12 protein-coding genes are annotated in these 12,582 nt (G+C 66.4%); 3 read left to right on the top strand and 9 right to left on the bottom strand.

The window, feature by feature from the left end; translation table 11 throughout:
- Nucleotides 1-206: 206 nt before the first annotated feature.
- Both NIBR502772_RS06855 and iolB read left to right on the top strand, forming a co-directional pair.
- The gene (locus tag NIBR502772_RS06855) at nt 207-947 is read left to right on the top strand and encodes a GntR family transcriptional regulator (RefSeq protein ID WP_141139606.1); all 741 of its coding nucleotides are present in this window, start codon (nt 207-209) and stop codon (nt 945-947) included.
- 14 nt (nt 948-961) lie between these two features.
- Nucleotides 962-1,855 (top strand): 5-deoxy-glucuronate isomerase, encoded by an 894-nt coding sequence (gene iolB / locus NIBR502772_RS06850; protein WP_141139605.1) that lies wholly within the window; start codon nt 962-964, stop codon nt 1,853-1,855.
- Between the two features lie 64 nt (nt 1,856-1,919).
- Here iolB and NIBR502772_RS06845 read toward each other — a convergent pair whose 3' ends face one another.
- Complete coding sequence (locus NIBR502772_RS06845) at nt 1,920-2,954, bottom strand: Gfo/Idh/MocA family oxidoreductase (RefSeq protein ID WP_141139604.1); 1,035 nt, start codon at nt 2,952-2,954, stop codon at nt 1,920-1,922.
- A gap of 134 nt (nt 2,955-3,088) precedes the next feature.
- Between NIBR502772_RS06845 and NIBR502772_RS06840 the strand changes: the two genes are divergently transcribed.
- Nucleotides 3,089-4,111, top strand: a complete 1,023-nt coding sequence (locus NIBR502772_RS06840; protein WP_141139603.1) for a LacI family DNA-binding transcriptional regulator — start codon at nt 3,089-3,091, stop codon at nt 4,109-4,111.
- Nucleotides 4,112-4,120: 9 nt separating this feature from the next.
- Here the strand turns inward: NIBR502772_RS06840 and NIBR502772_RS06835 are convergent, their stop codons facing one another.
- From NIBR502772_RS06835 to NIBR502772_RS06800, 8 genes are all read right to left on the bottom strand, one after another.
- A complete protein-coding gene (locus tag NIBR502772_RS06835; protein WP_141139602.1) occupies nt 4,121-4,933 on the bottom strand; it encodes a TIM barrel protein in 813 nt (270 codons plus the stop codon).
- The gene (locus NIBR502772_RS06830) at nt 4,933-6,048 is read right to left on the bottom strand and encodes a Gfo/Idh/MocA family oxidoreductase (protein WP_141139601.1); all 1,116 of its coding nucleotides are present in this window, start codon (nt 6,046-6,048) and stop codon (nt 4,933-4,935) included. Before NIBR502772_RS06830 ends, NIBR502772_RS06835 begins: the two co-directional genes overlap by 1 nt.
- A 36-nt stretch (nt 6,049-6,084) precedes the next feature.
- Nucleotides 6,085-7,146 carry a Gfo/Idh/MocA family protein gene (locus NIBR502772_RS06825; RefSeq protein WP_141139600.1) on the bottom strand — a complete coding sequence of 354 codons (1,062 nt, stop codon included), beginning with the start codon at nt 7,144-7,146 and terminating at the stop codon, nt 6,085-6,087.
- A complete protein-coding gene (locus NIBR502772_RS06820) occupies nt 7,143-8,141 on the bottom strand; it encodes a Gfo/Idh/MocA family oxidoreductase (RefSeq protein ID WP_141141968.1) in 999 nt (332 codons plus the stop codon). Before NIBR502772_RS06820 ends, NIBR502772_RS06825 begins: the two co-directional genes overlap by 4 nt.
- A 110-nt stretch (nt 8,142-8,251) precedes the next feature.
- Entirely contained in the window at nt 8,252-9,178 is a 927-nt protein-coding gene (locus NIBR502772_RS06815; RefSeq protein ID WP_141139599.1) for an ATP-binding cassette domain-containing protein, read from the bottom strand.
- 12 nt (nt 9,179-9,190) lie between these two features.
- Nucleotides 9,191-10,240 (bottom strand): ABC transporter permease, encoded by a 1,050-nt coding sequence (locus NIBR502772_RS06810; RefSeq protein WP_141139598.1) that lies wholly within the window; start codon nt 10,238-10,240, stop codon nt 9,191-9,193.
- Between the two features lie 53 nt (nt 10,241-10,293).
- Nucleotides 10,294-11,286 carry a substrate-binding domain-containing protein gene (locus tag NIBR502772_RS06805; protein ID WP_246848715.1) on the bottom strand — a complete coding sequence of 331 codons (993 nt, stop codon included), beginning with the start codon at nt 11,284-11,286 and terminating at the stop codon, nt 10,294-10,296.
- 147 nt (nt 11,287-11,433) lie between these two features.
- Nucleotides 11,434-12,447 (bottom strand): LacI family DNA-binding transcriptional regulator, encoded by a 1,014-nt coding sequence (locus NIBR502772_RS06800; RefSeq protein ID WP_141139596.1) that lies wholly within the window; start codon nt 12,445-12,447, stop codon nt 11,434-11,436.
- Nucleotides 12,448-12,582 lie beyond the last annotated feature (135 nt).

The following is a 12,582-nucleotide window of genomic DNA, read 5'->3' as shown; positions in this document are numbered from 1 at the left end:
ACCGGGACCCCCGCCAGCTTCACCGCCCGCTAAAGCGGCCTCTCAGGTCATTTCCATGCCAAAGCGGGCCGTAGCCTTGACCGCCAAAGTTCGGCTGATATTATCAACAAAGGCAGTATGTCCTATCAAGCGAACATAGTAGGACATGGATTCTCTCCCGGGCCTCGGGCGGGCACCAGCTTCCGGCATGGAACGAGGAATATCCAGTGGCGAATCAACTTGGTCTCATCATCGACCGCTCCTCGCCCGTACCCCTGTACCACCAGGTGGTACAGGGCATCGAGGCCGCCATCCACAGCGGAATCCTGGAACCCGGCAGCCGGCTGGAAAACGAAATCGATCTCGCGGCCCAGCTGAACCTCTCCCGGCCCACCATGCGCAAAGCCATGGACGAGCTGGTCCGCTCGGGGCTGCTGGTCCGCAAGCGCGGCGTGGGCACCCAGGTGGTCTCCAGCCAGGTCCGCCGCCCCCTGGAGCTCTCCAGCCTGTTTGATGACCTCTCCAACAACGGCAAGAAGCCCACCACCCAGGTGCTGACCTTCTCCCACATGGAGGCCGACGCTGCGACGCTCGCCACCCTCGAACTGCCGGCCGGCTCCAAGGTGTACCACTTCACCCGCCTGCGCAAAGTGGGCGGCAAGCCCCTGGCCCTGATGGAGAACTGGGTCCGGGACGACATCGCCACCATGGACGAAGCCATGCTGGCCGCTGAGGGGCTTTACGCCATTCTCCGCCGCGGCGGTGTGAACTTCCGCCTGGCCTCGCAACGGATCGGCGCGATGATCGCCAACGACTACCAGGCCCGCCTGCTGGAGGCCGAGGTCAATTCCGCCCTGGTCACCATGGAGCGCACCGCAACGGACGACGCCGGCCGCCGGGTGGAAACCGGACACCACGTGTACCGGGCGGATTCGTACAGCTTTGAAATGACACTCGTACAGCGATAGCGCAAGGAATATCTATGACTAACTGGGTCTACCCCCTGGGCAGCGCCGCCGACGGCGGCTGGGACATCTCGCTCGGAACCTCCGATTCAACCCGGACCGTGGACGGCTGGGCCCATACGGGCCTGAAGGTGGCCACCTTAACTGCAGGTGCCGCCGTCGTGCTCCCCGCAGCGGACGAGGAACGCATTGTGGTCCCGCTCAACGGCTCCTTCACCGTCTCTGTGGACGGTGAAGACTATGTCCTGGCGGGCCGGGCGTCCGTGTTCCACGGCCCCAGCGACGTGCTGTACTCGGGCACGGGCCGGACCGTCACCATCAGCTCGTCCGACGGCGGTCGGGTGGCGGTCGCCACGGCTCCGGCCAAGGCCTCCTACCCCACGCGCCTGGTCACGGCGGCAGAGACACCCGTGGAACTGCGCGGGGCAGGCAACTGCTCCCGCCAGGTCCACAACTTCGGCACGCCTGCGGCTCTCGAAGCTGACCGTTTCATCGTGTGCGAAGTCCTCACCCCCGCCGGAAACTGGTCCTCCTACCCGCCGCACAAGCACGATGAGGAAAAGGACGGCGAAACGAACCTCGAGGAGATCTATTACTTCGAGACGCAGGTGGCCGCCGGTTCCGGGGCACCCGCCGACGCCGACGCCATCGGCTACCAGCGCGTCTACGCCTCGGATGAGCGTCCCATCGACGTGGCGGCCGAGGTCCGCACCGGGGACGTTGTGCTGGTCCCCTACGGTTGGCACGGCCCCGCCATGGCGGCCCCGGGCTACGACCTGTACTACCTCAACGTGATGGCCGGCCCCGGTCCCGTCCGTGAATGGCTCATCAGCGACGACCCGCACCACGGCTGGGTCCGGCAAAGCTGGGACGGCCAGGACATCGATCCCCGGCTGCCGTTCGGCGCGTAGAGATCAAGAAAAATGCCCCTCCGGAACGGATTCCGGAGGGGCATTTTTCATGGCAGCGGTACGCTCACCTGGCGACGCTGATGGCCACCCTGACCGGGACGCCCGTTGCCAGTGATTCCTGGGCGGCGTCCGCCACGCGGGAGGCGGCCACGGCGTCCTCCGGGGTGCAGGGATTCTCCCGGCGGCCCAGGATCAGCTCCACAAACGCGGCCATTTCTGACCGGTAGGCCTGGTCGAAGCGCTCTGCGAAGGTCCGGTGGGGCTCACCGGCGGGGAAATCGATCCCGGCTTCGGCCGACACCATGGCCGTTTGCTCATCGAGCCCAACCATCAGCGAACGGCTGGAACCCTGGATTTCCAGGCGGACGTCGTGGCCGGCCCCGTTGTAGCGGGTGGCTGAGACGGTACCGACCGTACCGTCGTCGAACGTGATCAGTGCCAGCGCCGTATCCACGTCCCCCACGGCGCCGATGGCCGGGTCGCCGTTGTTGGAGCCCTTGGCGTAGACCTCCACGATCTCGCGGCCGGTCAGCCAGCGGAGGATGTCGAAGTCGTGGACGGAGCAGTCGCGGAACAGGCCGCCGGAACTGGCGAGGAACTCCACGGGCGGCGGCGCCATGTCGCAGGTGACGGCGCGCAGGGAGTGGATCCAACCCAGCTCGCCCGCCTGATAGGCACGCTTGGCTTCGAGGTAGCCGTGGTCAAAGCGGCGCTGGTGGCCGATCTGCACCACGCCGTTGTTGTCGCGGATGTAGTCCAGCACGGGCAGGGCGTCAGCCACGTTCATGGCCACGGGTTTTTCGCAGAAGACAGGGATTCCGGCGTCCACGCCGGCCTTGATCAGGTCGGGGTGGGTGCCGGTTCCGGTGGCGATGACCAGTCCGTCCACGCCGGCGGCGATGAGGTCCTCCACCGAGGGCAGGAAGCCGGCACCGAGGCCGGCAGCAATGCCCTTGGCGTGGTCCTCGGCGACGTCGGTGAGCAGGAGCCTGACGTTGACGCCCTCCGGGTTGAGAACTCCGTTGAGCGCGGCGATATTGTTCGCGTGCATCACGCCGATGCGCCCCACTCCGACCAGACCGAGAATGACGTCCTTCATAGTTCCCTCGCATGCAGTAGCGGTCCCGGAATCCGGGCAGACAAACAATGTTGGAACGTTCCATCATTGTCTTGCTAGAGTAGGTGAATCCGCAAACGGAGTCAAGACTTTGTACTAACAAACTGGAGGACGCTGTGACTGCCCACGAACGCAAACGCGCGGCCACCATCCTGGACGTGGCCGCCGCCGCGGGTGTGTCCAAGTCGGTGGTGTCCCTCGTGCTGCGTGGTACGGGCTACGTCAGCGCGGCCAAGCGCACCGCCGTCGAGCATGCTGTCCTGGAACTCGGCTACCGGCCGAACGCGGCCGCCCGGGCCCTCGGCGAATCGCGGAGCCGCACCGTGGGCGTGGTACTCAACGACATGCGGAACCCCTGGTTCGTCAGCGCGGTGGAAGGGCTCAACAGCACCCTCAACGAGCGCGGCCTGCAGATGCTGATGGGCGACTTCCGCCTGGACAGCCGCAGCGGCGAATCCCTGCTGAAGAAGCTGCTGGAGATGAACATCGAGGCCCTGGTGCTCGTGGGGACCATGCCGGAGAGCCCCGGCCTGACGGCAGCAGCCTTGCAGGTGCCAACCATCGCGCTGGGAGCGCCCACCGGCCCGGGTGCCAACGTCACCGTCGTGACCAACAACGACGACGCCGGGGCGCGCCTCGCGGTGGCCCATCTGATGGCGCTGGGGCACCGCCGCATCGCCCATGTGGGGGCACCGGCCACCGCAGTCGGGATTGCCCGCCGTCGGGGGTATGAGGCTGAGATGAGGGCCGCCGGCCTGGCGGAGTTCATCCGGACCGTGCCGGGAGACCTGAGCGAAGAGGGCGGCCACCGTGCCGCACTCGAGCTGCTGTCAGGTGGCGACCGGCCCACAGCGGTATTCGCTGTCAACGACATGGCGGCGCTGGGGGTCCTCTCGGCTGCCGAGGAATGCGGGCTCGCCGTGCCTGCCGATCTTTCGGTGGCCGGCTACGACAACACCCCGCTGGCGCGGTTGCGCCGGATCAGCCTGACTTCCGTGGACACGGCCAGTTTCGCCGCCGGGCAACGGGCGGCCGAACTCCTGATCGCACGGCTGGAGCCAGGCAGTACGCTGCCCCCAGACGAGCTGTTGGTGCCGACGCTGGAAGTGAGGGGCAGCACCGCCGCCCCTCACCCCTGAACGGCACGCCTATGCCGAGGCGATCCGGACGCTGGCGTCCTGCACCGTGGCGTCCTGCACGGTGAACGCCGCCCGGAAGGCCGCTAGGGCTTCCTCGTCGTCACCGCTGGCCCAGGCTTCCATACCCACAGTCCCCTCGTAGCCTGCTTCCGCGAGCGCCCTGGCCACGGCCCGGTAATTGATCTCCCCGGTTCCGGGTTCGCAGCGGCCCGGTACGTCGGCAACCTGGACTTCGCCGATGTGCGGCAGGGCGGTCCGCACAAGCTCGATGAGGTTCCCCTCGCCCAGTTGTGCGTGGTACAGGTCCAGCATGAGCTTCACGTTGGGGTGCCCGGCTGCTTCCACGAGCGCCAGGGTGTCCTTGGCGCGGGCGAGCGGGATGCCGGGGTGGTCCAGGATCGTGTTGAGGTTCTCCAGGCAGAACGTCACGCCGTACTTCTCCCCCAAGTTGCCGAGTCGTTCCAGGGTCCGCGCCCCGGTGCTCCACATGCGGCCGGTGGACCGGTAGAGGGGGCGGGCCGCCTGGCCATCGATGAGCTCAGCGGAGTGCACCACCATGCGGCTGACGCCGAGCTCCAGGGCCGTGGGAATCAGTGACTCGGCCGTCCGCACCACGTCGTCGGCCGTGTCGGGGTCCACCAGGCTTCCGGAGGTGTACCCGGTCATGGAGGAGAACACCGCGCCGGTGGCCTTGAGCGCGGCCAGGTCCTTGCCCCTGGAGTCCCACATCTCGACGTCGAATCCGGCGTCGTGGATCCGCTGCACCCGTTCCACAAACGGCAGGTCCGTGAAGACCATTTCCGCGCAGACGGCCAGCCGCATCAGACGCCCGCCCGGGCGTCGTCACGAAGCGCCACCGGGGCAGCAGCCACAGCCACCGGACCGCCCTGCTTGACCGATTCGATGCACGCCAGCGCCATGGCCAGCGCGCGGCGGGCGTCTGCGGCGCCGGGGGTGAGGGTGAAAGCGCCCGACGGCGGCGGGGTTCCGTCCCGCTGCGCACGAACCGTGGCGGCGAAATCGGCGAGTTCGTCCGTGTAGGCCTGCCGGAAGAGTTCCACGTTGAGGCGCGGGGTGTCCGCGGACAGTCCCTCCGCCGTGTAACGCCGGGCCGCCGTCTCGGTGGCACGGCCGGCCTGGACCATGCCCTTCGAGCCGAAAACCTCTCCGCGGATGTCGTAGCCATAGAGGGCACTGAAGTTTGCTTCCGCCACGGCGATGGCGCCGTTGTTGTAGCGGATGGTCACCACCGCGGTGTCCAGGAAGCCCTGATCGCGCAGCTCCGGTTCCACGAGGGCGTCGGCCACGGCATAGACCTCCACCGGCTCGGCGCCTTCGTTGAACCAGTTCAGGGTGTCGAAGTCGTGAATCAGCGTTTCCAGGAAGACCGTCCATGCGGGGACCCTGGCCGCATTCGGGATGCTGCCGTTGCCGGGATCGCGGGTCAGTGAGCGCAGGAGCTGCGGCTGCCCGGCGATACCGGCCGCAAGGTCTTTCTTGGCGGACTGGAAGTCATCCGCGTAGCGCCGGTTGAAGCCGATCTGGAAATGCACCCCGGCTTTTTCGACGGCGGCAAGCGCGGCGTCAAGCTCTTCCAGGCCCTGGCCCGCGGGCTTCTCGCAGAAGACGTGCTTCCCCGCGGCGGCGGCCTGGGTGATCAGTGACGAGTGGAAGCGGGCCGGGCTCGCGATGACCACGGCGTCGATCTCGGGATCGGCCAGGATGTCCGCGGCGTCGGCAGTGACCTTTGCGGTGCCCAGCGATTGGGCCAGGGCCTGCGCGGATTCCACGTTGGGGTCGGCGATGGCCGCCAGGATGGCGCCGGGGACGCGGCGGGCGATGCTTTCGGCGTGGAACGCCCCCATCCAGCCGGAGCCGATGAGCCCGACCTTCACGGGTGCGGAGAGTCCTGCGGAGTGCTGTTCGATGTAGGCCATTGGCCCGTCCTTTCGATCGTCAAAAACAAAAATGAATCAGAGCCGTGCCGCGTCCTCGTCCGCCAACGTTTCTTCGCCCGGGAACACGACTCCCAGCTGGCGGCGGATCTCGTCGGCCACGTCCAAGGTGCGGATGGATGCTGCCAGCGTCCGCTGGCCGGCCTGTGTCTGCCCGGCGGCCACGGCACGGGCCACGGCCGCCGCTTCGTAGTGCAGTCCCTCGAAGTGGCCGCCGGGCGGTTCCTCATGGCACACCCGGGCCCCGTCCGGGAAGCGGACCTCGAAGCCGCCGGGCATGTTGAAGGGACCGTCGATGGTCAGCGTGGCCTTCGAACCGACGATCGTGGCCGCAGTGGGCGTGAAGTTATGCAGGTGGGTGTTCACCACGGCCTGCGCGCCGCCGGCGAACCGCATGATGGCGGACAGCTGGGCGTTGACCCCGGACTCGTGGGGCTGGCCGATGGCGTGCAGCTCTTCCGGCGGGCCCAGGACCTCGGTGACCAGGGCCAGCGGGTACGTGCCGAGGTCCAGCAGCGGGCCGCCGGCCAGCCAGGGATCGAAGATCCTGTGGCCGCGTTCGAAGTGTTCGCCGTACTCGGCAAAAACCGTGGTCACGGTGCCCAGGGTCCCGGCGTCGAGGATCTGCCGGATCACGTCGAACTTGGGCAGGAAGAAACTCCACATGGCCTCGGCGGCGAACACCCCGGCGGCTTCAGCCCGTTTGGCGATGTCCCGGGCCTGCGCCGCGTTGAGGCCGATCGGCTTCTCGACCAGAACGTGTTTGCCGGCGTCGAGGGCGAGCACCGCGGCCTGGTGGTGGAAGTTGTGTGGCGTGCAGACGTAGACGATGTCGATGTCCGGGGCGGCTGCCAGCTCCTCGTAGCTGCCGTAGGCCGCGGGCACGTCGAAAGCGTCCGCGAATGCCTTGGACCGGCTCAGCGAACGGGACCCGACGGCGGCGATCACCTGGTCCGTGTGCGCCTGGACGGATTCCGTGAAGCGTTCGGCGATCCAGCCCGGTCCCATGATGCCCCAACGCAGCACGGGGGCATCCCGCGGACCGGGCACGCGGGAGACCGGCAGGGCGGAAAAGCTCACGAGTAGCTCACTTTCGTGTAGGCGCCGTCGCTGTGCAGGGACTGGATCATGGCCTGGGCCACGAGCGAGGCGTTGAGGCCGTCCTGCGCCCCGGCCAAGGGTGGTTGTTCCCCCTGTGCCAATGCCGAGATCCAGGCCTGCAGCTGCAGGCGGTACGCGTCGGCGAAGCGCGGGCGCCAGTCTGCGGGTATCGCCGTCTGGCTGAGGCCCGCCTGCTGGACGCCCAGCAGTGCGGAATCGTTCAGGCCGGTGGTGCCACGTTCTGAGACAACCTCGCAGCGCGTGGTGTAGCCGTACCGGGCGTTCAGGAACAGCTCCAGCGTGGTCACCGTCCCGTCGGCGGTGCGGAGCATCATAAAGGCGGGGTCCTGCAGGCCGCCGTCGGCATGGCGTGAGCTCCGCCCGGCCTGCCATGACACCTCCACGATGCGCGAGTCCAGCAGCCAAGGGATGATGTCCAGCTCATGGATGGCCGAGTTCGTGATGGCCGATTCCGAGGTGGTGCCGGGGCCCGCAGCTGCGTTGCGGCTGGTGCAGTGCACCATCAGGGGCTCACCTTGGCTCCGGTCCTGCACGGATTGGCGCAGGGCCACGTAGCCGGGGTCGAAGCGCCGCATAAAGCCAAGTGAGAGCAGGGATGCGCCGGTGGCGGCCACAATGTCGGCGTCCGCCGCTACCACCTCGAGGCTTTCCAGGAGTGTGGGTGCCAGCGGCTTTTCGCACAACACCGGGGTCATCGCCTCGAAGCACTCAAGCACCAGCCCGGCGTGGGTGGAGTCGTGGGAGGCAACCACGACGGCGTCCACCTCCTTGGAGTGGATCAGCTCGGAGGGATCGGTGGTGATGCGGGCGGCCGGAGGTGCAGCGGCCGCGGCACGGCCGGCGTCGAGGTCTGCCACAAAGGTGACTTCCGCGCCGCCGATAGTGGTGGAGAGGTTCCTGATGTGGTCGGCGCCCATGATTCCGGCGCCGATGACGCCTACCCGGATCGGCATGTTGGTCCTGTCCTGTCCATCGTGATTCTGCACGTCGTTTTGATGGCTGCCCCATGGCAAGGCTGGGGCCCGCCGGCAGTCCGCCGGAGGGCCCCTTCGGGCCGGCGCGGCTAGGCGTGTCTTGGGGCGCCTGCCTGGACGGCGTCAGCGACGTCGGCCACTTCGGCTTTGACTTCCTTCAGGGCTTCGCTGTGGCCGCCGAGCTGTTCGAGCTCGTGCGCCAGTTCGGCGAGTTCGGCGCCGCCGGCCATCTGGGCGGTGAGCTCGTCGAGGGAGATGTCCTTCTTGTCGTAGTAACCGATCGACTTGCCGCGCTTGAGCAGCAGGAACCGGTCCCCGACGGGGAAGGCGTGGTGCGGGTTGTGGGTGATGAAGATGACCCCGAGGCCGCGGTCGCGGGCCTGCAGGATGTAGCGCAGCACCACGCCGGACTGCTTGACGCCGAGGGCCGCCGTCGGCTCGTCCAGGATCAGGACCTTGGCGCCGAAGTACACGGCCCGGGCGATCGCCACACACTGGCGTTCACCGCCGGAGAGCTGTCCGATGGGCTGCTCCACATCGCGCAGGTCGATGCCCATCTCGGCGAGTTCCTTGAGCGTGATGGCTTTCATCTTCTCGACGTCCAGGCTCTTGAACGGGCCAAAGCCGCTGGTCAGCTCGGAACCGAGGAAGAAGTTCCGCCAGATCGGCATCAGCGGGACAACCGCGAGGTCCTGGTAGACCGTGGCGATGCCGGCGTCGAGCGCGTCACGGGGCGAGGTGAACTTCCGTTCCTCGCCCATGATGTTCAGGACTCCGGCGTCGTGCTGGTGCAGGCCGGCGATGATCTTGATCAGCGTGGACTTACCGGCACCGTTGTCGCCCAGCACGCAGGTGACGCGGCCGTTGTCCACGGCCATCGTCACGTCGGACAAGGCGATGATGTTGCCGTAATGCTTGCCTACTCCCTCGAGGGAGAGCAGGTGCACGGGCGTGTGGGTGAGGGGATCTTTTTCGTTCTGGAGCAGCGTTTGCTGGTCGATTTCGTTGGCATTCATTTCTCCGGCCCCTTACTTGAGTTCCGCGCGGCGTTTGACGATGAGGTTGACGATCGTGGCCAGCAGCAGCATCAGGCCCAGGAAGAACTTGAACCAGTCCGGGTTCCACTGCGCGTAGACGATGCCCTTGTTGGCCATGCCGAAGATGAACGCGCCGATCGCGCCGCCGATGGCCGAGCCGTAGCCGCCGGTGAGGAGGCAGCCGCCGATGACCGCGGCGATGATGTAGAGGAACTCATTGCCCACGCCTTCACCGGACTGCACGGTATCGAAGGCGAAGAGGTTGTGCATGCCCAGGATCCAGCCGCAGAAACCCACTCCCATAAAGAGTCCGATTTTGGTGCCCTTGACCGGGACGCCTACGGCGCGGGCAGCGTTCTCGTCCCCGCCGACGGCGAAGATCCAGTTGCCCACACGGGTCCGCATGAGCACCCAGGTGGCCACGGCGACGAGGGCGATCCAGATGAAGACCGTGATTTTGACGTCGATGCCGCCGATGGTGACGGAGGAGGCAAACACTGCGCGGGCGGAGTCGAAGCCGTCCATGACAGAAATGGACGGCGATGACACGGAGCCGCCGATCAAGCGGGTCAGGCCAAGGTTCAGGCCGGTCAGCATCAGGAAGGTGGCCAGGGTGACGATGAAGCTGGGCAGCTTGGTCTTCATCAGGATCCAGCCGTTGATGAAGCCGATGGCCAAGGAGACCAGCAGCGCCAGGACAACGCCGACCCAGACATTTGTGCTGAAGTACCAGCTGAACATCGACGCTGTCAGCGCCGACGAGATCACGGCGACGCCGGTGGAAAGGTCGAACTCCCCGCCGATCATCAGCAGGGACACCCCCACTGCCATGATCCCGATCGTGGAGCTGCCGTACAGGATGGTGGCCAGGGCGTTGGGCTGGGTAAACGTCGGGGAAACAAACGCGAAGAAGACGAAAAGGACGATTGCGCCCACGAGGGCACCGACCTCGGGCCGGCTGAGGAGCTTCTGCAACGGGCTGCGCTTGGCGACGCGTTCATCAATCGCCGGTAATTTGAGCTTGGGCTGGGTCATGGTCATGATGATTCTCCTTGCTGCCGGGCCGGCGTTGGCCGGCCCGGCCAGCGGGCTGTTTAGCGGATACCCTGTTCGGCGAACTTCAGGACTTCGGCCGCGTTGGACTTGTCGATGATTGCCGGGCCGGTCAGGACCGACTGGCCGCCGCCGATCTTGAATCCGCCGCGCTTGTTCTGCCACAGCGCATCCACGGCGCTGTAGCCCTGCAGCCACGGCTGCTGGTCAACGGTGAACAGCACGCTGCCGTCGGAGACCTTTTGGGCCAGTTCCTTGTTCAGGTCGAAGCTGGCAACCTTGGCGGCGCTGCCGGCGGTGGAAACGGACTTCAGGAGGGTCAGCGTGATCGGGGCACCGAGGCCGATGATCACGTCAGCGTCTTTTGAGGCCTGCAGCTTGGCGGTTGCCGTTGATTCAACGGACGTCATGTCGGCGCCGTTGACGTACAAAATTTCCGTCCCGGGCACCTTGGCCTTCACACCGGCACAGCGGGCTTCGAGGCCCACGTGTCCCTGCGCCTGGATCACACAGACCGGGTGCTTGTATCCACCCTCTGCGAGCCTTGTGCCTACGGCCTGGCCAGCGAGCTGCTCGTTGGAACCGAAGTGGGTGAACGCTCCGAGCTGCGCGGAGGCCGATTCGCCGGCGTTGAAGCTGACAATCGGAATGCCCGCATCAGCGGCCTTCTTCAGCGCACCCTTCAAAGCCTCAGGCGTGGCCAGGGTCACGGCGATGCCGTCCACCTTCTGATCCACGGCCTGCTCGATCAGCTGGGCCTGCCTGCCGGCTTCGGGATCGGAGGTGTACAGCAGCTCGACGTTGTCCTTCGCCGCAGCCTCCTCGGCGCCTTTGCGGACGGTGTCCCAGAATGTGTCACCGGCGGGGGCATGGGCGATCAAGGCAATCTTGATCCGATCCGTTGTGGCGACCTGTCCGCCGCCGGCATTGCCGGTATCGGCGGGCTTGCCGCCGGTGCTTGAGCAGGCGCTCAGCGCCATCATCGGCACAACTGCCGCAACGAGAGCCGCCTTGCGCCAAGAAAAATTAGCCACGTTAATCTCCTTTGATCTCAGGTTCCGGGCTGCCACTCTGCAACCGCCGGAGCACTGTCTACCTCGATCATGGTGATTCAACTCACGAATGTCAATAGTTTGTCCTGACATTAGGATGTTTTGACGTGGGGAGCTTGCTGTGGCCGCCTAAAGTGCCGGTCGCGCCGTGGTTCCGCGGACAACCAGGGCGGGCTCGATCAGCCTGCGTTGCGGGCCAACCGAGGAGTCGTGAATGCGCGCCAGCAGCGCCTTTGCCACATCCACGCCCACCACGTCACTTCGGTTGTCCACCGAGGTCAGCTCCAGATACCGCGACTTGGCCAGGGTTGAATTGTCGTAGCCGATCACCGAGATGTCCGCCGGGACCGCAAGCCCGCGCGCCTTGATGGCGCCCAAGGCACCCAACGCCATGGTGTCGTTGGCGGCGAAGATGGCGGTGGTGTCCGGAAAGTGGTCCAGCAGCCAGCACGTCGAGGCGTAGCCATCTTCCTCGGACGTGCCGCCCTGCTCCCCCGCAATCCGGGGTTCGACGCCGGACTCCTGGAGCCGGGCTTGGAAGCCGGCGCGCCGGTGTGCTGCGGCACCGCCGGAGCCGGAAAGGTGGCCTATCCGCGTGTGGCCGAGCCCCAGAAGGTGGCTGGCCGCCATACCGCCGCCGCCGTCGTCGTCGTTGGTGATCAGGTCCGCGCCGGCCGGCACGCCAGCGCGCCACCCCGCCACTACCGTCGGAACCCCCGCCCCGGCCAGCATTGACGCGCTTGGCTCTGCCGCTATCACCAGTCCGTCAACGTGCATGGCAAGCAAACCGTCGGCAGCTTCCTGGATGCGGTTCTCCCCGGGGCGGGAATCAGCCAGCATCACCTGGTAGCCATGTTCGGTCAGCGCAGATTCCATCCCCCGCAGCAGATCGACGAACCACAGGTTCCGGTAGTCGTCGATCACCAGCCCGATGCTCTTCGTCCGGCTGCTGGCGAGCGTGGTGGCGGCACGGCTGGGGCGGTACCCGAGGTCCAAAATTGCCGCTTGGACAGCTTCCCGGCGCTTGTCGCTCACCCGTGCCGGATTCTGCAGTACGAGTGAAACCAACGACGGCGAGACGCCCGCCTGCTTCGCCACGTCATAGATCGTCGGGCGTCGGGTCTTGGGGCTATGCAACGTCATTCGGGGTGCCTTTCGTGTCTGCCCTTGAGGATATCCGCAGGTGATTGACAGGACATACATACATGGATACGCTCAGTTCCAACGCACTAAATTGTAGCGCTACAAAATGCCGTTGGAGCTTCCCGCCACGGCTGA

The organism is Pseudarthrobacter sp. NIBRBAC000502772, from assembly GCF_006517235.1.
GTDB lineage: Bacteria > Actinomycetota > Actinomycetes > Actinomycetales > Micrococcaceae > Arthrobacter.
This window is presented reverse-complemented; position numbering and strand designations above follow the sequence as displayed.